Source organism: Aestuariibius sp. HNIBRBA575 (assembly GCF_040932005.1).
Lineage (GTDB): Bacteria > Pseudomonadota > Alphaproteobacteria > Rhodobacterales > Rhodobacteraceae > CANLNM01.
Window position 1 is genome coordinate 2,129,228 of record NZ_CP162414.1, and the last position, 25,666, is coordinate 2,154,893.

General features: G+C 54.3%; 30 protein-coding genes. 16 read left to right on the forward strand and 14 right to left on the reverse strand.

Annotated features, from left to right (window positions below):
* Window positions 1-3 precede the first annotated feature (3 nt).
* Entirely contained in the window at window positions 4-879 is an 876-nt protein-coding gene (locus AB1F12_RS10740) for a hypothetical protein (RefSeq protein WP_368184212.1), read from the forward strand.
* Between the two features lie 3 nt (window positions 880-882).
* Window positions 883-2,073 (forward strand): class I SAM-dependent methyltransferase, encoded by a 1,191-nt coding sequence (locus AB1F12_RS10745; RefSeq protein ID WP_368184213.1) that lies wholly within the window; start codon window positions 883-885, stop codon window positions 2,071-2,073.
* Between the two features lies 1 nt (window position 2,074).
* On the opposite strand, the gene AB1F12_RS10750 is transcribed toward AB1F12_RS10745, so the two are convergent.
* Entirely contained in the window at window positions 2,075-2,332 is a 258-nt protein-coding gene (locus AB1F12_RS10750) for a DUF2312 domain-containing protein (protein WP_368184215.1), read from the reverse strand.
* 192 nt (window positions 2,333-2,524) lie between these two features.
* On the opposite strand from AB1F12_RS10750, the gene AB1F12_RS10755 reads away from it, so the two are divergent.
* A complete protein-coding gene (locus tag AB1F12_RS10755; protein ID WP_368184217.1) occupies window positions 2,525-2,740 on the forward strand; it encodes a hypothetical protein in 216 nt (71 codons plus the stop codon).
* Here AB1F12_RS10755 and AB1F12_RS10760 read toward each other — a convergent pair.
* Together AB1F12_RS10760 and AB1F12_RS10765 are read right to left on the reverse strand one after the other, a co-directional pair.
* Window positions 2,733-4,103 carry an enoyl-CoA hydratase/isomerase family protein gene (locus AB1F12_RS10760; RefSeq protein WP_368184220.1) on the reverse strand — a complete coding sequence of 457 codons (1,371 nt, stop codon included), beginning with the start codon at window positions 4,101-4,103 and terminating at the stop codon, window positions 2,733-2,735. The genes AB1F12_RS10755 and AB1F12_RS10760 overlap by 8 nt on opposite strands.
* Before the next feature lie 32 nt (window positions 4,104-4,135).
* A complete protein-coding gene (locus tag AB1F12_RS10765) occupies window positions 4,136-4,465 on the reverse strand; it encodes an ArsR/SmtB family transcription factor (protein WP_368184221.1) in 330 nt (109 codons plus the stop codon).
* 98 nt (window positions 4,466-4,563) lie between these two features.
* Between AB1F12_RS10765 and AB1F12_RS10770 the strand changes: the two genes are divergently transcribed.
* From AB1F12_RS10770 to AB1F12_RS10785, 4 genes are all read left to right on the forward strand, one after another.
* Window positions 4,564-5,427: an MBL fold metallo-hydrolase gene (locus AB1F12_RS10770; protein WP_368184222.1), complete on the forward strand. Its 864-nt coding sequence runs from the start codon at window positions 4,564-4,566 to the stop codon at window positions 5,425-5,427.
* A 79-nt stretch (window positions 5,428-5,506) separates the two neighbouring features.
* Window positions 5,507-5,932 carry a YeeE/YedE family protein gene (locus tag AB1F12_RS10775; RefSeq protein WP_368184225.1) on the forward strand — a complete coding sequence of 142 codons (426 nt, stop codon included), beginning with the start codon at window positions 5,507-5,509 and terminating at the stop codon, window positions 5,930-5,932.
* A complete protein-coding gene (locus AB1F12_RS10780; RefSeq protein ID WP_368184226.1) occupies window positions 5,932-6,363 on the forward strand; it encodes a DUF6691 family protein in 432 nt (143 codons plus the stop codon). Before AB1F12_RS10775 ends, AB1F12_RS10780 begins: the two co-directional genes overlap by 1 nt.
* A gap of 14 nt (window positions 6,364-6,377) precedes the next feature.
* Window positions 6,378-6,824 (forward strand): TIGR01244 family sulfur transferase, encoded by a 447-nt coding sequence (locus AB1F12_RS10785; RefSeq protein WP_368184229.1) that lies wholly within the window; start codon window positions 6,378-6,380, stop codon window positions 6,822-6,824.
* A gap of 22 nt (window positions 6,825-6,846) precedes the next feature.
* Here the strand turns inward: AB1F12_RS10785 and AB1F12_RS10790 are convergent, their stop codons facing one another.
* From AB1F12_RS10790 to AB1F12_RS10810, 5 genes are all read right to left on the reverse strand, one after another.
* Window positions 6,847-8,031 carry a FliM/FliN family flagellar motor switch protein gene (locus tag AB1F12_RS10790; RefSeq protein ID WP_368184232.1) on the reverse strand — a complete coding sequence of 395 codons (1,185 nt, stop codon included), beginning with the start codon at window positions 8,029-8,031 and terminating at the stop codon, window positions 6,847-6,849.
* A gap of 126 nt (window positions 8,032-8,157) precedes the next feature.
* On the reverse strand, window positions 8,158-10,821 hold the full coding sequence (locus tag AB1F12_RS10795) for an ATP-binding protein (RefSeq protein WP_368184233.1): 2,664 nt from the start codon (window positions 10,819-10,821) through the stop codon (window positions 8,158-8,160).
* On the reverse strand, window positions 10,822-11,133 hold the full coding sequence (locus tag AB1F12_RS10800; RefSeq protein ID WP_368184234.1) for a hypothetical protein: 312 nt from the start codon (window positions 11,131-11,133) through the stop codon (window positions 10,822-10,824).
* Window positions 11,130-11,507, reverse strand: coding sequence for a response regulator transcription factor (locus AB1F12_RS10805; protein ID WP_368188354.1), 378 nt, complete (start codon window positions 11,505-11,507; stop codon window positions 11,130-11,132). Before AB1F12_RS10805 ends, AB1F12_RS10800 begins: the two co-directional genes overlap by 4 nt.
* 142 nt (window positions 11,508-11,649) lie before the next feature.
* A complete protein-coding gene (locus AB1F12_RS10810; RefSeq protein ID WP_368184235.1) occupies window positions 11,650-12,996 on the reverse strand; it encodes a short-chain fatty acyl-CoA regulator family protein in 1,347 nt (448 codons plus the stop codon).
* A gap of 225 nt (window positions 12,997-13,221) precedes the next feature.
* Between AB1F12_RS10810 and AB1F12_RS10815 the strand changes: the two genes are divergently transcribed.
* The 9 genes from AB1F12_RS10815 to aat all read left to right on the forward strand — a co-directional run bounded on the left by AB1F12_RS10815 (window position 13,222) and on the right by aat (window position 21,964).
* Window positions 13,222-14,568: a substrate-binding protein gene (locus AB1F12_RS10815; protein WP_368184237.1), complete on the forward strand. Its 1,347-nt coding sequence runs from the start codon at window positions 13,222-13,224 to the stop codon at window positions 14,566-14,568.
* A 166-nt stretch (window positions 14,569-14,734) separates the two neighbouring features.
* Window positions 14,735-15,856, forward strand: coding sequence for a branched-chain amino acid ABC transporter permease (locus AB1F12_RS10820; protein WP_368184238.1), 1,122 nt, complete (start codon window positions 14,735-14,737; stop codon window positions 15,854-15,856).
* Window positions 15,857-15,859: 3 nt separating this feature from the next.
* Window positions 15,860-17,059: a branched-chain amino acid ABC transporter permease gene (locus tag AB1F12_RS10825; protein WP_368184241.1), complete on the forward strand. Its 1,200-nt coding sequence runs from the start codon at window positions 15,860-15,862 to the stop codon at window positions 17,057-17,059.
* A gap of 12 nt (window positions 17,060-17,071) precedes the next feature.
* A complete protein-coding gene (locus tag AB1F12_RS10830; protein WP_368184243.1) occupies window positions 17,072-17,830 on the forward strand; it encodes an ABC transporter ATP-binding protein in 759 nt (252 codons plus the stop codon).
* 11 nt (window positions 17,831-17,841) lie between these two features.
* Window positions 17,842-18,597: an ABC transporter ATP-binding protein gene (locus AB1F12_RS10835; protein ID WP_368184245.1), complete on the forward strand. Its 756-nt coding sequence runs from the start codon at window positions 17,842-17,844 to the stop codon at window positions 18,595-18,597.
* A gap of 193 nt (window positions 18,598-18,790) precedes the next feature.
* Complete coding sequence (locus AB1F12_RS10840) at window positions 18,791-19,315, forward strand: hypothetical protein (protein WP_368184246.1); 525 nt, start codon at window positions 18,791-18,793, stop codon at window positions 19,313-19,315.
* A gap of 145 nt (window positions 19,316-19,460) precedes the next feature.
* On the forward strand, window positions 19,461-19,952 hold the full coding sequence (accB, locus tag AB1F12_RS10845) for an acetyl-CoA carboxylase biotin carboxyl carrier protein (protein ID WP_368184248.1): 492 nt from the start codon (window positions 19,461-19,463) through the stop codon (window positions 19,950-19,952).
* Window positions 19,953-19,962: 10 nt separating this feature from the next.
* Window positions 19,963-21,306: an acetyl-CoA carboxylase biotin carboxylase subunit gene (gene accC / locus AB1F12_RS10850; protein WP_368184250.1), complete on the forward strand. Its 1,344-nt coding sequence runs from the start codon at window positions 19,963-19,965 to the stop codon at window positions 21,304-21,306.
* A gap of 16 nt (window positions 21,307-21,322) precedes the next feature.
* Window positions 21,323-21,964 (forward strand): leucyl/phenylalanyl-tRNA--protein transferase, encoded by a 642-nt coding sequence (gene aat, locus AB1F12_RS10855; RefSeq protein ID WP_368184251.1) that lies wholly within the window; start codon window positions 21,323-21,325, stop codon window positions 21,962-21,964.
* Here the strand turns inward: aat and AB1F12_RS10860 are convergent.
* The 6 genes from AB1F12_RS10860 to AB1F12_RS10885 form a co-directional block, all read right to left on the reverse strand.
* Window positions 21,928-22,287: a DUF2155 domain-containing protein gene (locus AB1F12_RS10860; RefSeq protein ID WP_368184252.1), complete on the reverse strand. Its 360-nt coding sequence runs from the start codon at window positions 22,285-22,287 to the stop codon at window positions 21,928-21,930. The genes aat and AB1F12_RS10860 overlap by 37 nt on opposite strands.
* Window positions 22,284-22,736, reverse strand: coding sequence for an outer membrane lipid asymmetry maintenance protein MlaD (gene mlaD, locus AB1F12_RS10865; RefSeq protein WP_368184254.1), 453 nt, complete (start codon window positions 22,734-22,736; stop codon window positions 22,284-22,286). The genes AB1F12_RS10860 and mlaD overlap by 4 nt, the downstream gene beginning before the upstream one ends.
* Before the next feature lie 12 nt (window positions 22,737-22,748).
* Window positions 22,749-23,132, reverse strand: coding sequence for an NADH:ubiquinone oxidoreductase subunit NDUFA12 (locus AB1F12_RS10870; protein WP_368184256.1), 384 nt, complete (start codon window positions 23,130-23,132; stop codon window positions 22,749-22,751).
* Window positions 23,133-23,207: 75 nt separating this feature from the next.
* Complete coding sequence (locus tag AB1F12_RS10875; protein WP_368184258.1) at window positions 23,208-23,591, reverse strand: RidA family protein; 384 nt, start codon at window positions 23,589-23,591, stop codon at window positions 23,208-23,210.
* A gap of 62 nt (window positions 23,592-23,653) precedes the next feature.
* On the reverse strand, window positions 23,654-24,916 hold the full coding sequence (clpX, locus tag AB1F12_RS10880; RefSeq protein ID WP_368184260.1) for an ATP-dependent Clp protease ATP-binding subunit ClpX: 1,263 nt from the start codon (window positions 24,914-24,916) through the stop codon (window positions 23,654-23,656).
* 110 nt (window positions 24,917-25,026) lie between these two features.
* A complete protein-coding gene (locus tag AB1F12_RS10885) occupies window positions 25,027-25,656 on the reverse strand; it encodes an ATP-dependent Clp protease proteolytic subunit (protein ID WP_368184261.1) in 630 nt (209 codons plus the stop codon).
* Window positions 25,657-25,666: the final 10 nt, after the last annotated feature.

Below are 25,666 nucleotides of genomic sequence, written 5' to 3' on the forward strand. Positions count from 1 at the left end.
ATTATGCAAATCGTCTTTCATATCGGGGCGAACCAAACCGACGAAGAGAGGTTGTTGAAATCGCTGTTGAAAAACGGCGATGTGTTTTCACAACAAGGGATCAAAGTGCCCGGCCCCGGCAAATACCGTCGCCTTTTGCGTGAAACCATCAAGAACCTCCAGGGGGCAACCCCCTCAGAGGACACGCGCGACATACTGATTGATGCGATTTTGGACGATGAACAGGCCAACCGTTTGGTGATGAGCCATGTCTCTTTCTTTGGGGTTGCGCAGTGGATTTTTGACGGTGGCGAATTCTATGGATTGGCAGAACGCAAACTCACTGGATTGCGCGCCCTATTTCCCGACGATGAACTCGAACTACATTTTGCGATCCGCAACCCGGCGACGTTTTTGCCCGCCATCATGAAAGATGCAAAAAGCAATGACATCAACGACTTCATGCGCGGAGTTGATCCAATGTCATTGCGCTGGTCGAATTTGATCACCCGGATAAAAACCTGTTTGCCCGACGTGCCTTTGACCGTTTGGAGCAACGAAGATACGCCGATGATCTGGGCGCAATTGATCCGGGAAATGTCTGGGGTAGACCCGCTGACAAAAATCGTTGGGGGGTTTGATTTGCTGTCCGCCATCATGAGCGAAGACGGCATGAAACGACTGCTGACCTATCTGAAATCGCATCCCCCCCAAACAGAGGTGCAAAAGCGGCGCATCGTTGCGGCGTTTTTGGACAAATTTGCGCTGGATGATCAGATAGAAGAGGAACTGGATGTGCCCGGCTGGACCGACCACACAGTGGCGCTTTTGTCGGATCAATATGAGCAGGATATTGATCTCATTGCCCGTATGTCGGGCGTTAACTTTATTGCGCCCTAGATCATGAGCGTGCGGGATCAATACGAAGCCTATCCCTACCCGGCCCGTGATCCAGCGGATGAAAAAAAACGTCTGGTGCAAGGGTCGCCATCGCTGCCCACCGAAATCGACCATTTTCTGTTTGATGGCAGCCGCGATTGGACACGCCCGTTGCGGGTTTTGGTTGCGGGCGGTGGCACGGGCGATGGGCTTATTCAGCTTGCGACCCTGCTGACCAAGGCCAATCGCCCTTATCAAATTGTCTATGTGGATTTGTCCACGTCATCGCGTAAAATCGCCGAAGAGCGCGCGCAGATCCGCCAGTTGACAGACATCACATTTCTGACCGGCAGCCTGCTGGACGCGGCGAAACTTGGCCAATTTGACTATATCGATTGCTGCGGTGTCTTGCATCACTTGCCTGACCCTGATGCCGGGTTTCACGCACTCAGATCTGCGCTTGCCCCCGGTGGCGGCATCGGTTTCATGGTCTATGCGCCTTATGGCCGCTCTGGTGTTTACCCTTTGCAGGACGCCTATAACGCATTGTTTTCTCAGCTATCTCCAGAAGAAAAACTAGCGGCAGCCAAATCGGTTCAGGAAAAATTGCCGGCCGGACATCCCTTTGCCAACAATCCCAATCTCGGGGATCACAAAGCCAGTGATGCGGGGTTTTATGACCTGTTGTTGCATTCGCAGGACCGATCCTATGATGTTGTGCAACTGACGGATGCCTTAACCCGCGCTGACCTGTCATTGGTGTCCTTTGCCACGCCCGGATTGTATCAACTTCAACGTTTTGCCCCCCGGCCTGCGGGTATGGATGACATCACCGCAATGGCCATCGCAGAAAAGCTAAACGGCACGATCAAGACCCATGTGGCCTATGCCGTGCCCATCAGCGAAGCCCGAAATCCAGCACGACCCAACGGATCAAAACGCCCGCATATCCGGGGACCGATTACTAAAATTGCCCAAGTGGTGGCCAAAACTGGCATGCTGGCCCTTCAGGGCCAAGATCCGCGGATCACCCTGAATATTCCGCGCGCAGCAGCACCGCTATTGGCGCGTGCAAATGGTCAGTTTACCCTGGATCAGATCCGGGCCAAATCCGGGCTGGATCCAATCCAGTTTACCATGCTCTGGACACAGGTCGACAAGGCCCTCACGCCGTGGGGGCTCTTGCACTATTCGAACATTATCGCGTCGTTTTAGCTCACATACCCAGTGCGGATTTGTACATATCCATCACTGCCTCTTCTTCTGCGATGTCATCTGGTTCGCGCTTACGTAGGGCGACAACCTTGCGCAAAACCTTTGTGTCATACCCGCGCCCTTTGGCTTCGGCCATCACCTCTTTTTGCTGCTCGGCGATGTCTTTCTTCTCGGCTTCCAGCCGTTCGTAACGCTCAATAAACTGGCGCAATTCATCTGCGGTGACACGGTATTGGGCGTCGGTGACGGAATCTGACATAGGAACCTCAAGGCTGTTTGTTTGTTTTCTTCTGTGTGTTTCCTACAATCCCATCGCATTTGCCGCAAGATGGGCAAACAAACATTCCAAACCCGCGCGGATTGTGCATCAGAACCGTTGAAAACTTGAACATCTGCGCCACATCCGATAACGCCTGCCACAGACCCAATTGCACCGTTCAAAGGACCTAAAATGCAATATCTGATCTGGATTGGCGCCGCGATCTCTGCCCTTGGACTTGCTGGGATTTTCACATCAATTTACAAGGTGAACAGCGCCCGCAAACAGGGTTTATCAGACGAAGATCTGCGCGCACGCATTCAAAAAATCCTGCCGCTGAACCTGGGATCGCTGTTTTTGTCCGTGATCGGGCTGATGATGGTCATTCTGGGCATTTCGTTTAGCTGAGCATCAGTGCCCGCCGACCCAGCGCGTCAAAGCCATCGGCGTATTTCGTCGCATCCGTGACCAATTCCGGCACCGCCCAAAACGGTGCGTCTTTGGACCAATCGGCCATGTCACGCTGCAAACGGGTCAATCCCATGATCTGTGCTGCCATCATCGGCCCGCCGCGCCAGCGCGGAAACCCAAGCCCGTGGATGGATAATGCATCGATATCAGCGCCTTTGGCGGCTTTGCGATCCTCAATCAACTTGGCGCCTTCGACCATCAATGCCGAAATGATGCGTCGCTGAATTTCGTGACCATTGGGGCCAATGCGCGCATCAACTGCCCCAAAAAGCGGACGTTCAAAACCGTAATCCACCAATGCACCATCAATGTCGCGTTCAGAATATCCGTGATCGACCAGATAATTTGCAACCGCGCCAAACACATGCTGCAGACGCGACACGACGCCCCGCCCATCTGGATCCACAATCCGACGATTGGGCCCCTCGGCCTTCATCAGCTCTGCGCCAATTTCGCGTTCTGCCAGAAAGACATGGCGCAAAGCGGTGGATTGCGGCCCATTCATGCATTCATCGGCCGCCGCTTTTTCAAAACTCAGCCCAGCATCAAACGGCAAAAGCAAGGCCGCCTCAACGCAATCGATAATTTTGGCCGGGGCAAGCAAAGGCGAGGTTTCAAGCGCCTTTCGCCGTCGCAGCGTTGTTTTCAGAAACACCTCACCTTGGCTAAGATGGGTGCGAATATTACGCACGGGGCGCGGCGCGGCTCCGTTATCCATCAGCCCCATTGCATATGCAAACGCCCCCGTATGCAGATGCCCCTGCACCATTGAATCAATCAATCCAAGGGTTTGGGCCTGTTGCCCGGTGACATGTTGCCCCCCTAACATCAAATCCAATGCAGCCTCAGCGCCACATAATCGCGCCAAACGTTGGGTTGCGCCCCCTTCTGGAACAATCCCCAATGTCACCTCAGGCAAACCAAGCGTGGCCAAAGGCGATGCAACCCGGTGATGCGCCGCCAAAGCCAGCGACATGCCGCTACCCAATGTTGGCCCATGCAATCCCGCAACAACCGGATGGGGGCATGCCTCAATCAGATTACACACATCACTAAGGCTGGGTTGGTTTTCAGACGATTTGCCCTGTGATCGGCCCATCGTGCGGATGTCATCCCCCGCCGAAAACAACTTTCCCTCAGCGATCAGGGTCACGGCTTTGACGTCTGGATGGGTTTCGATTTTCTTGAAAACCTCAAACAACCCGGACAACACATCTGGTTCCAGCGCATTCACCGGCGGATTGGCCAGCGTCACAATAGCGATACCGCCCCGAATTCTGAATTTTACCAGTTTAGCCACAATTAATTACCTTTTCACAGACCCTTAGCCCATTAATGAGAGGATACGCCCTCTGGGCAAAATACTTCGTAAACGCGTTCCAAAATAGGAATGACACGCGGATCGGCCAATGCATATCGAATGATGCGCCCATCCCGGTTGGCCTGAACCAACCCTTCGCTGCGCAACCGCGCCAATTGCCCGGACACATAGGATTGGCTGGCCCCCAGCACAATTTCCAATTCCCCCACACTGCGTTCACCCGGCACCAAGGCACACATCAATCGCAATCGCGACGGGTTCGACAGCGCCTTTAGCAATGTGGCGGCTTCGTCTGCTGCGGCGGCAATGACCGCATCGGGAATAATAAAATCTTCAGGCATGGGCCTCCTGCTCACTGGAATTGCCGCAAAATAAAAACATTTTAATATTGAAATGTTTCTGCGGCCAGCCTATTTTTGTCATCAAAGGAGAAATCATCATGTCCCCTATCGTAAAAGCTTTCTTCGACAACGCAACCAACACTGTGTCTTATGTGGTGCGCGATCCACAGGGCAACCAATGCGCCATCATCGATTCCGTGCTGGATTTCGACTATGCCTCTGGACGCACCGACACGGCATCGGCAGATCAGGTGATCGATTGGGTGCGCGATCAGGATCTGGATGTCACATGGATATTGGAAACACATGTGCATGCCGACCACCTTTCTGCAGCGCCCTATATTCAACAACGCGTCGGTGGTAAAATTGGCATCGGGGATCAGATCACCGTGATCCAGGACACATTCGGAAAAGTGTTCAACGAAGGCACCGAATTTCAACGTGATGGCAGCCAGTTCGATCAGCTCTTTGTCCAAGGCGATACATTTGAAATCGGATCGCTCACAGGGCGGGTTTTACACACGCCCGGCCACACGCCGGCCTGCCTGACCTATGTGATCGCAGATACTGCGTTTGTCGGCGACACGATGTTTATGCCCGATTTTGGCACTGCGCGGTGTGATTTCCCCGGCGGATCCTCGGAAATGCTGTTTGCATCGATCCAAAAAATCCTTGCTCTGCCGGACGCCACCAGAATTTTTGTCGGGCACGACTACAAAGCGCCCGGGCGGGATGATTTTGCGTGGGAAACCACCGTGGCGGAACAAAAGGCGGCCAATATCCACGTCGGCGAAGGCAAAAACAAAGCCGCATTTGTGGAAATGCGCGACGCGCGGGATGCGACTTTGGCGATGCCAAAACTGATCATCCCATCGCTTCAGGTTAATATGCGCGCAGGCCAAATGCCCCCCGAAGACGAACAAGGTGACGTGTTTCTAAAGGTGCCGGTTAACAAGATATAACAAGGGCCTATCGCAAGGCCGTCATAGAATGGCCAGCGCAACAAAACGCCCCAAATACCCGTCGCATAAAGGAGAGAACATGCAAACGGACTGGATTTACGGCCTCATCGGAGGCGGCTTGATCGGTGTGGCGGCGGCCATCTATTTGCTGGTCAATGGCCGGATCATGGGCGCGTCAGGGATTATCGGCGGCGTTGTGGATGGCTCTGCAAAAGATCAAACGTCTGAACGGATCGCATTTATCGCCGGGCTGGTTGGCATCCCAACGGTGATTGCGTTGTTGATGGGCGGGGCTGAAACGCATGCCACGCAAAATCTAGCGATCATCATTGCCGCGGGCCTGTTGGTTGGTATCGGCACACGGATCGCAAATGGCTGCACCAGTGGGCATGGCGTCTGCGGTATCTCTCGTTTTTCGCTGCGTGGCATGGTTGCAACCGTGTTTTACATCGGTGCGGGTGGGTTGATCATGATCCTGTTCCGCCATGTTTTGGGGCTAATCTAATGCGCAAAATTTTTGCTTTTATCGCCGGTGGTTTATTTGGCACCGGGCTTTTGATTTCAGGGATGACCGACACTCTCAAAGTGCAGGGCTGGCTGGATGTTTTTGGCGACTGGGACCCGACATTGGCCTTTGTTATGGGCGGGGCGATCATCCCTATGGCAATCGCTTGGCGGTTCACTGCAGGGCGCAATCCGGCGCTGGGTGGTTTGTTTCCCCCCAAACCAAAGGCAGAACTGGGCCGCAATCTGGTTGTGGGGTCTATTCTGTTTGGCATGGGCTGGGGATTGGCCGGTCTGTGCCCCGGGCCCGCCATTGCATCCCTGTCTTTTGGTGGGCTTAGCGGGATCGTGTTTGTGGTTGCCATGGTTGCTGGTATGATCGCCGCGCCGCCCCTTCGGGCAAAACTCGACCAGATGCAGGCCACTCACTAATCAGGACGCTTTTTATGAACATCAACTACCTTTCGCCGAACTATGCCGTCAGCCCCCAAATAGCGCCGGATGATGTGCCTGCCCTGGTCAAAGAAGGCTTCACCACGGTTATTTGCAACCGACCAGATGCGGAAATCCCTGCATCGATCTGCGCGCAAAATATGCGTTCCGTGGTCGAACAGGCCGGGTTGAAATTTGTCGATAACCCCTTTTCTCATCAGGATTTTTCGATGGATTTGGTCACAACCCAAGCCGCTGCGATAACGCAGGATCAAGGCAAGGTGTTTGCCTATTGTGCGTCTGGAAACCGGTGTTCAGTTTTGTGGGCGTTTGGGCAGGCACAAGCCGGTGAACTGGATGCAGATCAGATTATCGATGCCGCTGCGCAGGCGGGATATGATCTGCGAGGCATGAAACCTCAGCTGCAAACGCTGGCGCCGTCAAAACCAAACCAAGCGTAACTTGGCCTCGTCCCGATTGGGGTTAGTCATCGTCGTCAAGCGGAGGCAGCTCCATCGGGAAACCATCCCCAAGCTCTAGACCAGTGTCAGAGTCTTCAGCGCCCGCATCAGGATCAAAGTCAAGATCAAGCGCGATCCCACCGCCACCAATATCCGGTAATTCATCGGATTCCGACTGCGCGTCATCCATGTCACCGATATCCAGCGGCATCGCGGCGGGCATATCTGGGTCAGGCAGATCGATACCGGTATCGATGTCTGGGTCAAACGCCCCCATTTCCATTGCCATTTCTGGCCCTGCATCAGCGGCCATCATCCCACCAGCTTCTAGCAATCCGGCGCCACCTCCGGGGGAAACGTCATGCATTTCCGGTGTTTCAGGATCCTCGATCCGAATGGCGCACATACCATTGACCTGCCCCAACCGACCACGTGCAATTGTACGGCCATCCGAATCCGTCAACTTCAGATCTGTAACCTTACATCCATGGAGCGGCAGGACCTGCCCCACTTCGAATGATTCCGCATCTTTCAGCGTGAGCCGCATTTTGTGCAACACCGCGTGCAATTGCGTCGGCGCGGTTGAAACGACGCCGGTCAATTCCTGCTGCCAACCGGTTGGCGCATTGTTTTCGCCCACATATTCGACCTCAGGGGGCAATGCCTGCGCAAGTGTCAGTTCCCCGTGCCGATCCCCTGCCCCAACGTCCAAGGCAATGCGCACAAACCGATATTTTACGGATTCAAGCATCAAGCTGGCGGCGCGTGGATCTTGAATTCGCGCCTTGGAACGGACCAGATCAAGCCAGCCGATCAGTTCTGACTCATCTGCATTGCTGCTGACGTCACGCACAAATGTGTCCACCACAGGTCCACACAGCGCTGCATCCACAGCAGAAACGGCGCGTTCGCTGGCGGGACCATTGCCCAATCGCCCCATGGTTTGCATTTCGACAATTGCAGTGCGCAGTTGCAAATCCATTGCGCTGACGCCGCTCGGGCGTCCCCGGATCGCAAGGCAAATCAGCAAATCATCCGCATTCAGGCGCGATATGACCTCAGCCAGAGATAAGATTTCGACCTGAACATTGGTCACCGTCACCAACAGACCCGCCGCACGTTCAGCCGCACGTTCCCATCCCAACCGCAATAGTCGCGTTGGGGAATTGGCAGATTCCTCGTTTACTCTGTCCTGAGTCGACGCCATCTGCCCGAGAATCGATTGTCCACCGTCCATCGTTGCCCGATACTCACTTGATCTGTTCTTTCGCAGATTAATTCGCCAAGGTTACCAGTAACCTAACACAATCCGGTTTCCTGCAGATCAAATCACCTAAGGCAATGTCACCCGAAACGCTGCACCGCCCTGCCCGGGCAAATAAGAGACTTTGCCGCACAAACGGTGCATGATTTCACGGCAAATCGCCAATCCAAGCCCGGCCCCACCCGCAGTACGATGATCTGCAAGCCGAGAGAATTTTTCAAATATCAGTTTTTGGCTTTCCACAGGGATTCCATCGCCGTTGTCAACGAAATCAACGACATACCGACCAGATACCCGGCTGGTTCGGATTTCTAACGCGGGCCGTTGCGCCAAACAATATTTTTGCGCGTTTGAAATCAAGTTGATGAATACCTGCCCAAGGCGGTCCAAATCCGTATCCAGCATCACGCCGATTTCCTGATCGAAATCCCGATGAATCACCATCTCAGAACTGCGGCCCTCAGTTGCGGCAACGGCACGGTCGATCAAATCTCGCAGCGACCCGGTTTGCTGTTGCAACGTCACCTGACCATTTTCCAGCACACTCAGGTCCAGCAAATCATCCAGCAATCGCGTCAAACGAATGGCTTCGGCGTGAATGATTCCTGCATATCGATCCAAAGAAGCCTGATCCAGATCACCTTCGCGCAGGATTTCGGAAAAGGACCGGATCGATGTCATCGGCGTGCGCAATTCATGGCTGATCTGACTGAGGAAAGCATCCTTTTGGATCGACAATTGCGTCAGCTTTTCATTCGCTTCTCGCAGGGCACGCGCGGTGCGATCCTGTTCGGCTGACTTCGCTTCGAGCCGGCTGGAATATTCCATAATCTGCGCCGTTTCATCAGCCACCGCGATCAAATCTTCGACTGAAACGCTGGCGCCTTCGGTCAGCTGGCCAATCATGGCATGCGCCGTCGCTGCCCCAACGGACCCTGACAGAACCTTTTCTAATCGTTCAATAAAATCGGACGTCACATCGGGCAGATAACCCTCTTTGCCTTGGCGTGCCGCTTCGTTTTCAAAGAAAGTCTGCGCCTCGGCGGGTCCCAGAATGCGCTGCACCATGATCAGCAGATCTTCGGCGGCCGCAGCACTACGTGTCCATGTGGGGGCGGCAGCGGAATGTTCAAATACATTGACAAATTGCGCGCCCTGCAACCGTTCCAATGGTGTGGGAAAGGTCATGATCGAAATGATCATCATCGCCAGCGTGTTCAGCATCATTGACCAGAATAATGCATGCACAACCGGGTCCAGACCTTCGATGCCAAATAGGGCCTGCGGACGCAACCAGTCAAACCCCCATGGACCATGATCCAGCACCGCCTGAGAAATCACCGCATCGGTGCCAAATGACGGCAAAAACAAGGTCCAGGCCCAGATGGCAAACCCGATCAGCAAACCAGATGCCGCGCCCAAACGGTTGGCGCCGCGCCAAAACAGGGCGGCAAAAACAGCGGGCAAAATTTGCGCGACCCCGGCAAAGGAAATCAACCCGATTGCGGCCAATGCTTCTGATCCGCCAGACAATCGGTAGTAAACATACCCCAGTGCCAACACGCCCGCGATGGACATGCGTCGCGCGCCCACAACCACCGAACGCACATCACCAGACAGCATCGCCCCCGTCCCCGAAGACGACAGCCATATCGGCACAACAATGTGGTTGGACACCATGGTTGCCAACGCAATGGTCGCAACGATCACCATAGATGTGGCCGATGAAAAGCCCCCCAAAAAGGACAGGATCGCCAATCCTTCGCGTTCTTGGCTCAGGGGAAGGGTCAGCACAAACAGGTCCGGGTTCGATCCCTCGGGCAGCAGGTCCAGCCCAATCACCGCAATTGGCACAACAAATAGCGAAATCGCTGCAAGGTATAGCGGAAAGGCCCAACTTGCCGTGGCCAAATGCCGTTCATCGACATTTTCCACCACCAAGACCTGAAACATGCGGGGCAGACATATGATCGCGGCAGCCGACAGGAATATCAGCGCAACCCAGCGCCCGCCCGGCTGTTCCCATTCCCCGATCGGGGAGGCATCAATGCGCGTTAAGGTGTCTTGGACCCCGTCGGCGATGCCCCAAACCACAAAGGCTCCAACCGCCATCAGCGCACCTAGTTTGACCACAGCTTCGACGGCGATGGCCATGACGATGCCGTTATGACGTTCATTTGCATCCAGATTGCGGGTGCCAAACAGGATCGTAAACACCGCCAGCCCCCCCGCAACCCAGAGCCCAGCGGTCGACAATTCTTCGGTGCCCCAATGCCGGCCTGCGGCCTCTGCAAAGACTGCAAATGACAGGGTAACCGATTGCAATTGCAGCGCGATATAGGGCGTCGTGCCAATCACAGCCATTAAGGTGACAATCACCCCCAGCATGGTGGATTTGCCGAACCGCGACGATATCAAATCAGCGATGGATGTGATGCGTTGGCTACGCCCAATGCGCACCAATTTGCGCAGGATCCACCACCATCCAATCAGGACCAAACTGGGTCCCAGATAGATCGTAATATATTCCAGACCGGATCGCGCCGCATATCCAACGGCGCCATAAAATGTCCAGGCGGTGCAATAGATCGACAAGGACAACGTATAAATCGTCGAGGATCGCAAAAAGGCCCCGCGCCCTTTTTCAACCTGACGTTCTGCGGCAAACGCGACGATAAACAGGAACGCCACATAGGCAATGGCGACGGCAACCAATAGGTTAAACGACACCATTTATGGCCTCTCTTGGTGGGATTTTGGTGCGGTTTGGGTCGAAAAATCAGACGCGCCTTCAGTGGGTGTCATCCCATCCCGAAGCTTGCGCGACACAGCCACAGCGACGGCCACCAGCACCAACCACACAAAAAACAGATACAGCAACGCATCTGCGGTCCCATGATCAGATTGCGCGCCCCCCGGCCAAAGCAGGGGCATCAACACCAAAATCACCCCGATAATGGGCAACAATCGGGCAAAATCCCGAATGCGCCGCTGTCGATATCCGGATCGCTCCAGAAATATCGGAGCTTGGCGCGGCGTGTTCATGCTGAATCTTGCCCAGCCAAGGCCCGCACATGTTCCAAAATCTCAGAATTCGAAAATGGCTTGGTCATGAACCGGGTGACCCCCAATGCTTCGGCCAATTCACGATCTTTGGTTTGACCGCGCGCCGTCAACATCATTACCGGCAGGTCATGCATATCCGCATCCCCGCGCAAATCGCGCAGGATGTCATAGCCCGACCGCCCCGGTAGCATAACGTCCAAAATCACCATATCAGGTGGTGATGCGCGCACTTTGTCCATCGCAGTTGTGCCATCCGAATGGGTGTGCACCGTCCAGCCATCCCTTGATAGAATAAAGCTGATTGCCTCGATGATGTTTGGCTCGTCCTCGATCAAAAGAACGCGCCGCCCCATTGCCTGCCCTTCCCGGCCAGTGCTGGTCATGCCCGTGCTGGTCATGGATGTGTCCTCCCCGTCTTCGAACTATCGCGTCAAAGTTATGCACTTGTAAAGAACAGCAAACCTTGATGTGTCGCAGATTAACCAAATTGGTGGTCTACGATTCAGCATTTTCTATCGGTTTCTCCCCAAGTTCCGACAGAATGGACGGTTCACGCCGCGCCACGCAGTCCGTTCTGGGACAAACGCGACACCCGATACCCACTGGCCGCGCCTCTGATTGTGGTAAATCCGAGGCCGGCAAAACAAGCATCGTCGCCTCCATAACAGGTTCGCGATCAAATCCCGCTGTGACTCTGGGACGCGCAACCGCATAACATAAAAACCGCTCAGAGGGTTCGCCCGGCAATGCCACATGCCCCCGAATGGGAAAACCCGGTCGCGCCAAGGATTGATAAATCGGCCAAAGCGGACAGGACCCGCTGGCCCGCGGCAATTGAAACCCGCCCAGTGGTTTTTGATAAATCAACGCCCCCGACATGTCACAAATCGCCAAGCCACGCTGGGGTTTGCCCGGTTGATCCGGCAAATGGGCCAGACGGCGCAGAATTTGATCCATAGGCACATCAAACATGTCCGCCAATGTATCCGGGTTGGGCCCCACATCATTCACGGCCTGAAAAAACGGCTCAAATGGCAACGCCCGCGCATCCGCCGAATATTCCCTTAGATGCGCGCGCAAAATACGCTGCGACACCCGTGATGGCGGCGTATCTGCGGCCCCCAACACATCGCTGATCACTGCTGTGCTATCACCAGCCAATGCAGCCTGATCCAAATCCGGCAACCAATATCCACGCCGCGCCAAGAACGATTCAACCTCTTCTTGGGGCAACAAAGCAGTCCCGCCTTCGTCTTCGGCGGTGTCCAGATACGCCACCAAAGATTGCGAACTTTCTGCCAAACGCTGGCTGTCTTTGTGAATATTGCCATGAAACCGGTTCAGCCAATCCTGATCCAATGTGTCATCTTCGACCAAAATCGACGCCGTGGACCGGATAGAGGTCACAGCTGAAATCACTTCATGCAGGGCCTCGGCCAATTGGGGGTCATGGGCCAAACGGTCTGCCAGAACCTTGATCTGTTCCTCAAGCTGGCCGATGCGACGGTTCTGTGCGGCGATCAACCCGGCCCAGCCCGGAAACCGGCCGGCAAATTCTTCGGATCGGGTCAGTTCGACGCCCCTGTCAGAAACCCGTGCCGCGGCCTGCCCCAGCGCCTCGAGCACCCCCGCCTCGGCCCCATCCGTTAAGGTTGTTCGTTCAACCCCCAAAGCCTGCGCGATGTCTTGCAACAATTTGCCGCCGATTCTGCGCCGATTATGTTCAATCAAGTTCAAATAGGATGCGGAAATCCCGGCCTGACGCGCCAGATCTGATTGGCGCATGCCCCGATCCATGCGCCGTTCACGGATGCGGGTTCCTGTCAGCTGCTTCTGAGACATTGCTGGTTTCCAATTTCCTGAGGCTTTTCATGTCCATTCTGCAGTCGCAAGAAAATGAATTTACACACTTCGCACCTGCAGTGTGCAATTCTTTACAAAAATATTGTTGCGTCAATGGGCCTTGTTGAAAAATTTACGAATTCGTAACGATACTTAAAACACAGTGTAAACTGTACGCAGCAGGGCAGAGGAGGCCCAGCTGCACCACAAACAGGGAGGATTCTAATGTCCAAAACCAACTTTACACGTCGTCGCGTGCTGAAATCTGGTGCCGTTGCTGGCGCTGCTTTGGCCACACCGACGATCTTTACGGCGTCTTCGGTTGCTGCGTTCACCAATGAACCAACCGGGTCCACCGTGACCTTTGGCTTTAACGTGCCACAGACCGGTCCATATGCGGACGAAGGCGCGGACGAATTGCGCGCATATGAACTTGCGGTTGAGCACCTGAATGGCGGTGGCGATGGCGGCATGCTGAGCACATTCAGCTCTAATGCGCTGGAAGGCACAGGTATTCTTGGCAAAGAAGTGAACTTTGTCACAGGTGACACACAGACCAAATCAGACGCGGCCCGTGCATCGGCCAAGTCGATGATCGAAAAAGACGGCGCCATCATGATCACCGGCGGGTCATCCTCGGGTGTGGCGATTGCGGTTCAGGGTCTGTGCCAAGAAGCTGGCGTGATCTTTATGGCCGGTCTGACACATTCGAACGACACAACCGGCAAAGATAAGAAAGCCAACGGTTTCCGTCACTTCTTTAACGGGTACATGTCTGGTGCGGCTTTGGCACCGGTGTTGGCCAATCGCTATGGGACAGACCGCAAGGCCTATCACCTGACCGCTGACTACACATGGGGCTGGACACAGCAAGAATCCATCGCGGCTTCAACAGAAGCCATGGGTTGGGAAACTGTTAACGACGTGCGCACGCCGCTCGCCGAAACAGATTTCTCTGCGTATATCGCGCCTGTGCTGAACTCTGGTGCGGATGTTCTGGTTCTGAACCATTACGGCGGCAACATGGTGAACTCGCTGACCAACGCGGTTCAGTTTGGCCTGCGCGAAGCATCTGCCAATGGCAAAAACTTCGAAATCGTTGTGCCGCTCTATTCGCGTCTGATGGCGCAGGGTGCGGGAGCCAACGTGGCCGGGATCCTTGGATCGACCAACTGGCACTGGACGCTGGATCGTCCGGGAACTGCTGAATTCGTTCAGTCGTTTGGCCAAAAATACGGTCGCCCACCTAGCCAGGCTGCACACACGACATATTGCCAGACCATCCTTTATGCGGATGCGGCACAGCGTGCGGGGTCCTTTAACCCATGTGCGATTGCCGAAGCTCTGGAAGACTTTGAATTCTCTGGTTTGGGCAACGGTGACGTTCTGTACCGTGGCGCTGATCACCAGTGTTTCAAAGACGTGCTGGTTGTGCAGGGTAAAGAAAACCCTGAAAACGAGTTCGATCTTCTCGAAGTTGTGGAAGTTACACCGGCGGCTCAGGTTACATATGAACCTGATCACCCGATGTTTGCAGGTGGCTCTTTGGGTGAATGTAACCCAGGCGCTTAATCTATCCATCAAATGGGCGCGCGCAATCCGCGCGTCCATACCTGCCATAACCCACTGAAAAACTGCGCATATTGGCAGCATAGCAGGCCCGCATGCACGCAAAACCCCCGGATCAAATCGGGTCTACGTGCGCCCCCCGCCTGACTCCTATGACAAAGGAAGAACAATGACCTCTCCAGGGAATGGACTGATAAAGGCGGCCACCACTCCGCTTATTCTCGTGGTAATCGTCGGCTTATTGCTGGCCTTCATTCCACTTAATGAACTCATTCTTCAGCTGCTTAACGGTCTGGACAAAGGCTCGGCTTATGCCTTGATTGCCCTCGGACTGACGCTGATTTTCGGCACGCTTGGTGTTGTGAACTTTGCCCATGGGGCGCTGTTTATGATCGGGTCGTTCTGTGCGGTGACGCTGAGCCGTATCCTGTCTTTGTCTTACGAAGTGATCGACCCGGAACGCAAAGATTTCCTTGGCAACCCCCTAAAGGTGGATGTGCCCTATGTGGAAAAATGGTTCGGCGAAGCCACGGGCGCGGCCATTATCGACTGGGCTGTGCCGCTGGCGATCCTGTTTGCCATTCCGGTGATGATCGCCGTTGGTTTCATCATGGAACGCGGGCTGATCAAACATTTCTACAAACGTCCCCACGCGGATCAGATCCTTGTGACATTTGGTCTGGCGATTGTTTTGCAGGAAATCATCAAAGCCCTCTATGGCGCCAACCCGATCCCAACCCCTGCCCCAGAAGTGTTCAAAGGCTCGTTCGACTTTGGGGTCTGGATGGGATTTGACGCCAACAAAATCCTCTATCCTTACTGGCGCATCGTCTATTTCTTGTTCTCAGCGGCCATCATCGGCGCAGTCTTTGCCTTTTTGCGGTTCACCACCTTTGGGATGGTTGTGCGCGCAGGGATGGCTGACCGTGAAACCGTGGGTCTGCTGGGCATCAACATCGACAAACGCTTTACCATGATGTTTGGCATCGCCGCCGCCGTCGCTGGTCTGGCCGGTGTGATGTACACACCGATCAATTCGCCAAACTACCATATGGGCATGGATTTCCTTGTTCTGTCCTTTGTTGTGGTGGTTGTTGGTGGCATGGGATCGCTGCCCGGTGCGGTTCTGGCAGGCTTTATGCTGGGTATCCTGCAAAGCTTTGCGTCCATGAACATCTTCAAAGACATCATCCCCGGCATCGACCAAATCATCATCTACGTCGTTGCTATTATCATTCTGCTGACCCGTCCTCGGGGCCTGATGGGCCGCAAGGGCGTGATGGAGGAATAAGCCATGCTCGGTCTTACCAAAAAAGACACTACCCTCTTGATCGTTGTGGCCATCCTGTCCATGTGCGCACCGTTCATCCTGAACCCCTTCCCCGAAGGCTCCGCCCTGGCGCAGTTCAACGCAGGTTATCCTGACTTGATGCAACGCTTTGTAATCTTTGGCATCTTTGCCGTCGGGTTTAATCTGTTATTCGGCCTGACAGGCTATCTGTCCTTTGGTCACGCCGCGTTTCTGGGTGTGGGGTCCTACTCAGCCGTTTGGATGTTCAAACTGCTATCCATGAACGTCCTGCCCGCCATTATCCTGTCGGTCATCGTGGCCGGATTGTTCAGCCTGCTGATTGGATATGTCAGTCTGCGGCGCTCGGGCATCTACTTTTCGATCCTGACGCTGGCATTCGCGGAAATGTCATTCCGGTTGGCCTATTCGGTGCTGACACCGCTGACCAACGGCGAAACCGGCCTGCAATTGGCGCTGGATGACCCCCGCATTCTGGACGGAGGCGGCACGCTGACTTCACTCCCTGTTACCAACCTGTTTGGGCTGGAAATGCGGTCGACATATACGCTGGACGTGGCGGGCTGGTCGTTTGACTTCTCGGTTGGCTACTACCTATGTGCGTTGATCCTGATCGCGGCCTTCTATCTGTCGATCCGCATCTTCCGCTCGCCGTTTGGACTGATGTTGCGGGCGGTGAAATCCAACCAGCAACGGATGATGTATACAGGTCTGAACCCCCGTCCCTACACATTGGCTGTGTTTGTGATTTCTGGCATGTATGCCGGTCTGGCCGGTGGTTTGATGGCGTCGATGGATCCTTTGGCTGGGGCCGAACGGATGCAATGGACCCAATCGGGCGAAGTTGTTCTGATGACGGTTCTGGGCGGCGTTGGCACTTTGATCGGTCCGGTGCTGGGCGCGGGCTTTATCAAGTACTTCGAAAACATCTTTTCGAAGATCAACGACACCGTGTTGCATGGCTGGTTTGAATTCCTGCCAGATGGGCTTGAAAACCTGATCGTCACCATTCTGCACCCGTTTATCGGCAAAGGCTGGCACCTGACATTGGGCATCATGTTCATGCTGGTTGTGACCTTCTTGCCCGGTGGTCTGGTGGATGGCGGCAAACGGATCGGCAATCTGCTGAAACGCAAAAAAGCCCCCGATGAAACCGTCACCCCCAACACAAACCCCGCCGAATAAGGAGCACGACCTATGGGTATTCTCGAAGTCAAAGGCGTGAACAAACGCTTCGGTGGTTTGCAAGCGCTGGGGGATGTGAACCTCAGCGTGACCGAAAACACCTGCCACGCAATTATCGGCCCAAACGGGGCCGGTAAATCCACCCTGCTGAACTGTTTGGTGGGCAAATTGATCCCCGACAGCGGATCGGTTAGTTTTGATGGCCAATCAGTGTTGGGACGTAAACCGTTTGAAATCAACCAGATGGGCATATCGCGCGTGTTCCAAACGCCAGAAATCTTTGCGGATCTGACGGTGTTGGAAAACGTGATGATCCCTTGTTTTGCGCGTCGCGATGGGTCCTACCGGATGCATGCCATTGAATCTGTGGGCGACGAAAAAGACATTCTGGAAATGGCAGAAAAACAATTGTCGGACGTCAAGATGCTGGACAAATCCAACATCACCGCGTCGTCCCTGTCACGTGGGGATAAACGGCGGTTGGAAATGGCCATGTGTCTGGTGCAGGAACCGCGTCTGTTGCTGCTGGATGAACCCACCGCCGGGATGGCCCGCGCGGATACGGAAAACACCATTCAGCTGCTCAAAGACATCCGTACGGAACGCGGCCTGACCATGGCGATCATCGAACACGATATGAATGTTGTGTTCAGCCTTGCCGATCGGATCACCGTTTTGGCACAGGGCACCCCCTTGGTCGAAGACATCCCGGAAAACATCAAAGGCCATCCCAAGGTACGCGAAGCGTATCTGGGCGAAGCGCAGGTCTAAGGAGCAACATTATGACGTCCAATCCAAATTGGGATCCAAATGCCCAACACGCGTCGCACGCCCCTGCTTTCCTCAGTGTGCATGAAATCGAAGCCTATTACGGCGAAAGCTATATCGTTCAAAATATCAGCTTTAACATCCACGAAGGCGAAATTCTGGCGCTGCTCGGGCGCAATGGGGCCGGTAAAACATCCACCCTGCGCACCATTGCCCGTCTGGACGATCCGGAATTGCGGCACGGGGAAATCTGGCTGGATCACCAACCGCTGCACAAAATGAAATCGCACGAAGCGGCATCCGTAGGCATCGGTCTGGTTCCAGAAGACCGGCGGATCATCCCCGGCCTCACGGTGGAGGAAAACCTGCAACTGGCCCAGATCGCCCCACCTGTGGGATGGTCGCTGGAACGGCTCTATGGCTTGTTCCCGCGTCTGGGCGAACGCCGCAAACAAGAGGGCGTGACCCTGTCTGGTGGGGAACAGCAAATGCTGGCCATTGCCCGCGCCCTGGCCCGCGACATTAAGGTATTGTTGCTGGATGAACCCTACGAAGGTCTGGCCCCTGTGATCGTGCAAGAGATTGCCAAAACCCTTAACGTCATCCGCGATCAAGGCATCACAACCGTGATTGTGGAACAAAATGCGGTGGCTGCGCTGAAACTGGCGGATCGCGCCGTGATTTTGGACACCGGCAAGGTGGTCTTTGATGGCGATGCCAAAGAAGTGCTGAACGACGAAGCTTTGCGCCAACAATATCTGGCGATTTGACGATACTCCCAAGCGTTTATCGACGCTTACTCTGGCAGGCTGATCTTGGATTGGCCTGCTTTTTTTAACACTTCCTTTACCCTGTGGTCAGTTTCCCCCCTGATTTGGGCGATTTTCATCCTCCGATTAACACTTCCCGCGTTTGGCTTTGCTAATCTCATCCTTGGTGGGGGCTCTGTTAAAGGAGCCTGAGATGGAAATTCAACCGACAACCCAAGTGCCTCCGGCGCCGCGGCTTGTCGCTGATCAGCGACCTGTGGCCGATGTGGCCGCAACGGTTCGCGATCCGCAACCCAACGTGCCTTTGGCGATCCCGCCATCAACATCCCAACAAGCCGTGGTATCAGCCAGCATGTTGGAAGCCAGCGAAACGGGTCACAATAACCGCACTGAAATCAAAGAAATTGAACGCGTCCTAAAACCATATGGCGTTACACTGCTGCCGCATTCCGCGCAGACGGCCGAAAAACGCCAGGCAGCTGAAGATGCAGCACAAGAGGCGGAAACCAAACAAGCCGATGCCAAAGATGCCAGCGCCAAGGCTGAAACCGCCGCTGTAGAAGCCAACGAAACCGAACGCGCCGAAGAAAACAGCGCCGCAGATGCAGAGCGTATTGAAACCGCTGCTATTGAACGGGCAGATGCGCAAATCAGTGACGCACAGACCCTAAGCGAGCCAAAAGCCCTGATTTCCCCCAAACAAGAGGAGAATAACTAACCCGTTTTCCGCACCGACCTGCTTTCCCCTGACGGGCTTGTGGCATATAAGCCCTAAATCAGATGACTTTCCCCTAGGACAGTCGACCGGTTTGCGTATAAATCACGCAAACCCATGAAAACAGGCAACGGGCCGAGGACGACAGATGAGTGAAAATTCCAAGCACGAAGGCGACGTAAGTTTTATCCGCGCATTGGCTGAACTTTTGCAGGAAAATGACCTGACAGAGTTGGAAGTGAGCCGCGATTACGGTGAAAATGACGGGTTAAACGTCCGTGTGAGCCGTCAAAAACAGGTTGTACACCAAGTTGCAGCGCCGGTTGCCGCCGCCGCCGCACCTGTTGCTACGGCCCCTGCAGCCGCGCCTACCGCGGTTGAGGCCCCCGAAGATCCGTCCAGCCATCCCGGCGCTGTGACCTCTCCGATGGTGGGCACTGTGTATCTGCAGGCAGAACCCGGCGCGCCAGCGTTTTCGATCGTTGGCAACCAAGTGTCCGAAGGCGACACATTGTTGATCATCGAAGCGATGAAAACAATGAACCAGATCCCCGCCCCTAAATCCGGTACAATTAAACGGATCCTCGTCGAAGATGGCAGCCCAGTCGAATATGGCGCGCCTCTTGTGATTATCGAATAAGGCGCTGTCCATGTTCGATAAAATCCTGATTGCCAACCGTGGCGAAATCGCCCTGCGCGTGATCCGCGCTGCCCGCGAAATGGGAATTGCATCGGTTGCGGTGCATTCCACCGCGGACAGCGATGCGATGCATGTGCGCATGGCCGACGAAGCCATCTGCATCGGCCCCGCCCCTTCGACACAAAGCTACCTGAACTTTCCAGCGATCATTTCCGCCTGCGAAGTGACCGGAGCCCAAGCGATCCATCCCGGCTATGGTTTCCTGTCTGAAAACGCCAATTTTGTCCAAGTCGTCGAAGATCACGACCTGACATTCATTGGCCCCACAGCGGAACATATCCGCATGATGGGCGACAAAATCACCGCCAAGGACACCATGAAAGCGCTGGGCGTGCCCTGCGTTCCAGGGTCTGACGGCGGCGTTCCCGATCTGGAAACCGCGAAACGCATCGGTGACGAAATCGGCTATCCTGTGATCATCAAAGCCACAGCTGGTGGCGGTGGTCGCGGCATGAAAGTGGCGCAAACAGCCGCTGACATGGAAGAGGCCTTTGGCACCGCACGGTCCGAAGGCAAATCCAATTTCGGCAATGACGAGGTCTATATTGAAAAATATCTGACCACCCCCCGTCACATCGAAATTCAGGTTTTTGGCGACGGCAAAGGCAAAGCTGTGCATTTGGGGGAACGCGATTGTTCCCTGCAACGCCGCCATCAAAAAGTGTTCGAAGAAGCCCCCGGCCCCAGCATTTCTGCCGAAGAACGTGCCAAAATCGGTAAAATTTGTGCGGATGCTTGTGCCAATATCAACTATATCGGCGCGGGCACCATCGAATTTCTCTATGAAAATGGCGAATTCTATTTCATCGAAATGAACACCCGTTTGCAGGTGGAACATCCCGTCACCGAGGCTATTTTTGGTGTCGATCTGGTGCGCGAACAAATTCGCGTGGCCGAAGGCCTGCCAATGTCGTTCACGCAGGATGATCTTTCTATCAACGGCCACGCCATTGAGGTTCGGATTAATGCGGAAAAGCTGCCGAATTTTGCCCCATGTCCGGGTAAAATTTCAGCCTATCACGCTCCGGGCGGTTTGGGCGTTCGGATGGATTCTGCGCTATATGACGGCTATTCAATCCCGCCCTATTACGATTCCCTCATTGGGAAACTGATCGTACATGGCCGGGACCGTCCAGAAGCCCTGTCACGATTGGCCCGCGCATTGGGCGAATTGATTGTGGATGGCATCGATACGACAGTTCCGCTGTTCCATGCGTTGTTGCAAGAAGAAGCGGTGTTATCAGGCTCTTACAACATTCACTGGCTGGAAAAGTGGCTGGAAGAAAACCTATAATTCAGAGGCGGGCGTCATGAACGCCCCCCTCACCCCAGAGCTGCTGCTACATGCCTATGCCAGCGGCATTTTCCCCATGTCCGAAGGCAAAGACGATCCAGAAGTGTTCTGGGTTGACCCAAAACGCCGTGGAATTCTGCCGCTTGATGGGTTTCACATTTCGAGATCCCTGGCCAAACGCATTCAGCGTGGTGGATTTGATGTGACGCTGAACCAGGACTTCACCGGCTGCGTCCAAGCCTGTGCCAACCGTCCTGAAACCTGGATTAACGACACGATTTTCAGCCTTTATACGGCGCTGCACATTGCTGGCTTTGCCCATTCTATCGAGGTCTGGCAGGGCAAAAACATGGTTGGCGGCGTTTACGGCGTTGCCCTTGGCAGCGTGTTTTTTGGTGAAAGCATGTTTTCCACCCAAACCGATATGTCAAAGGTCGCGCTCGCTTATTTGACATGTCACCTGACCAATTCAGGGTTCACGCTGTTTGACACACAATTCATAACCGACCACTTGAAAAGCCTCGGTGGGATTGAGATTTCTCGTGCAGAATATCGCCGTAGATTGGCGCAAGCAATTGAAAGTGAAGCGCAATTTCAGGGGGTATCCCCCCTGCCCTCGGCTCAGGATGTGGTACAGCGCAGCACCCAAACGTCATAGCGCGGATGGTCCATTGCATTCAATGCAGGGCTGGACGCGACCATCCAACCACGAAAGGCCAGCTCATCCTGCCCCCGTGGCAAAATCGCCAATAACGCAAAGGCGTCACCGGATGGGTTCCCGGCTGGATATCGGCAATCGCCCAGATAAATTTCCAGCCGACCTTCGTGTTTGGTTTCCCCGACGGACATTTCCAAATCCACAGTGGACCCTGTGGTTTTGTCCAAGACGCGGATCATTGCGCCGTTTGCACTGCTGGCCTCTTGTGCCAAAACGGGCGCTGTGAACAGGCAAAATACGGCGGTGGCGATCGCGCGGATCATGCGCCTTCTTCTCCGCCGCTCACAAACTTAACCAGCAATTGGATTACGCTAACCGCGCCTTGGGTGTTGGTGATTTCATCGCCAGCTGCAAAGTTTTCGAATGACCCACCGGGCGAAATTTCAACGAATGTTCCCCCCAGCAATCCTTCGGATGCGACAGCGACAACGCTGTCATCGGGGATCAAAATCCCGTCCTGAAACGTCATTGTCGCATCGGCGCGATAAGTTTGCACATTCAGATCCAAGCCCGTCACAGACCCGATCTTAACCCCTGCCAAACGGATATCCGTGCCAACGCTCAGCCCTTCGGCGGACCGAAAACTGGCCGTTAAATCATAGCCTTCGCTGGATCGGCTGAGGCCAGCCGCCTGCGTCAGATAAAAGAGAAACGCCAAAGCGACACATAAAATGGCCGCGCCGGTTAAAACTTCTGTGGTATTTTCGCGCATGACAATTGTCCCTTATTCAGGGGACCAAGCCTCATAATCGGATCGGTCCGCAGGGCGGGATTGACGCAAAGACCCGTCCGGCGCATAGGCCAAAACCGTCCCGGTCAGGTTATCCTGATGCGGTTTTTCCCAATCTTTGTGCACCAAAGGTTGATCCGTAGGCGGCTGATCCCAGGTGCGGTGAATCCAACCATGCCAATCAGGGCTGATCCGGCTGCCTTCGATTTCGCCGTTGAAAATAACCCAACGTTTTGAATCATCTTGGTTTTTGTAATAGACATTGCCCTGCCCATCTTCGCCAACACGGACGCCTTTGCGCCATGTGAAAATCTGGGTGTTCAGGGTTTGCCCGTCCCACCATGTAAAGATGCGCTTGATAAAGTTAAGTACGCCCATGGGATGCTCCGTTGCTTGGCTCACTCATGCCGTAAAAAACCGCCAAGGTCCAGTGACATGAGCGCACATTTGCCGTCATTCAGGGATGCGAGCCGTGACTTCGATTTCGATTTTCATCGCCGGCTCCATCAAGGTGGCCTGAATCATTGTCGCGGCTGGTTTTGCCTTGGCGAAAACCTGCGATGTGATCGGCCAGCACGCCGGAAAATCCGCCCCATCTGTCAGGATGTAATTCACCCGGACGACGTGGTCCAAACTGGACCCCGCTTCGATCAGCGCTTTGCCAATTGTGTCGAGCGTGTTGCGGCATTGATCCTCGACGCTATCTGGCAATGTCATCGTGGCGTAATCATAGCCCGTTGTGCCAGAAACAAAGACCCAGCCATCCGCAACAACCGCGCGGCTATAGCCGATTTGCTCTTCGAACGGGGATCCGGTGGAAATGTGACGAACGTTCATAAGTCCCTCTGTAGAAAAGAAAAAGGCGACCCGAAGGCCGCCCCTTTATCACGTTGAAAAGATTAACTTGCGCTTGCCGGTTCTTGGTCCGCATCCGCATGGATCATTAGCGGCGCGGCGTCTGGGCCCACGGCCTCTTCGTTGACGACCACTTCGTTCACGCTCTCCATGCCGGGCAGGTCGAACATGGTATCCAGCAGGATATCTTCCATAATGGATCGCAGACCACGTGCGCCTGTTTTGCGTTCGATGGCGCGGTTGGCAATCGCCTGCAGCGCATCATCGGTAAAGGTCAATTTGGCATCTTCCAGCTCAAACAAACGCTGATATTGCTTGATCAACGCGTTTTTAGGCTCGGTCAAAATGGTGACCAGCGCATCTTTGTCCAAATCTTCCAACGTGGCGATCACCGGCAGACGACCAACAAATTCAGGGATCAAACCAAATTTCAACAGATCTTCTGGTTCCAGATCCTTGAAATATTCGCCAACTGTTTTCTGGCTTTCATCCCGCACATCCGCACCAAAGCCCATTGCAGAGCCTTTGCCACGTTGCGCGATAATCCGGTCCAGACCTGCAAATGCACCACCACAGATGAACAGGATGTTCGTGGTGTCCACTTGCAAAAATTCCTGCTGCGGATGTTTGCGTCCGCCTTGCGGAGGCACAGAGGCAACGGTGCCTTCCATGATCTTCAACAGGGCCTGTTGCACACCTTCGCCAGAGACATCCCGCGTGATCGAAGGATTGTCCGATTTACGCGTAATTTTATCTACTTCGTCGATGTAAACGATGCCGCGTTGGGCGCGTTCGACGTTATATTCGGACGCTTGCAGCAATTTCAGGATGATATTTTCAACGTCCTCGCCAACATAACCGGCTTCGGTCAATGTGGTCGCATCAGCCATTGTAAACGGCACATCCAGAATGCGCGCCAAAGTTTGCGCCAACAACGTTTTACCACAGCCCGTTGGACCGATCAGCATAATGTTCGATTTCGCCAACTCAATATCGGTTTTGTCGGCGTGGTTCAGACGTTTGTAATGATTGTGCACCGCCACAGACAGCACACGTTTCGCATGGCCTTGGCCAATCACGTAATCATCTAGAACTTCACAGATTTCTTTGGGTGAAGGCACCCCTTCACTCGACTTCAATCCGGCAGATTTCGTCTCTTCGCGGATAATATCCATGCATAATTCGACGCATTCATCGCAGATGAATACGGTCGGTCCCGCGATCAGCTTGCGCACTTCATGCTGGCTCTTGCCGCAAAAGCTACAATAGAGCGTGTTCTTGCTGTCACTGCCTGACGAATTCGTCATATAACTTAACCCTTCGGCCTAAGGCCCTTGTGTCCGTTCTGGACGGTCGAACTGACCTAATCCTAGGCCAGCCCGTTCCGGTCCACAACGGCAAAATCGTCGCGAATTTGTTACGCGTCGTCGTCGTCACCTTTGCTACGGGATTCAACGATCTCATCGATCAACCCCCATTCTTTGGCATCCTCTGGCGACATGAAATTATCACGTTCCAGACCCTGCTCTACTTCTTCATAGCTGCGACCGGTGTGTTTTACGTAAATTTCGTTCAACCGGCGTTTCAGTTTCAGGGTTTCCTCGGCGTGGATCATGATATCCGTGGCCTGCCCCTGATACCCACCGGATGGCTGGTGCACCATCACGCGGCTATTTGGCAGGGAAAACCGCATGCCTTTTTCGCCAGCCGTCAACAACAGCGACCCCATAGATGCGGCCTGACCGATCACCAAAGTGGACACTTTGGGTTTGATATATTGCATCGTGTCGTAGATCGACAAACCCGATGTCACAACGCCGCCGGGGCTGTTGATATACATCGAAATTTCTTTGGATGGGTTTTCAGCCTCCAGGTGCAAAAGCTGGGCCACGATCAGCGATGACATGCCATCATGCACAGGACCGTTCAGGAAAATAATCCGCTCTTTCAGCAGACGCGAAAAAATATCATAGGCGCGTTCACCACGGCTGGTCTGCTCAACCACCATGGGAACCAAGTTCATATATGTTTCTACCGGATCACGCATCGTTCTGCTG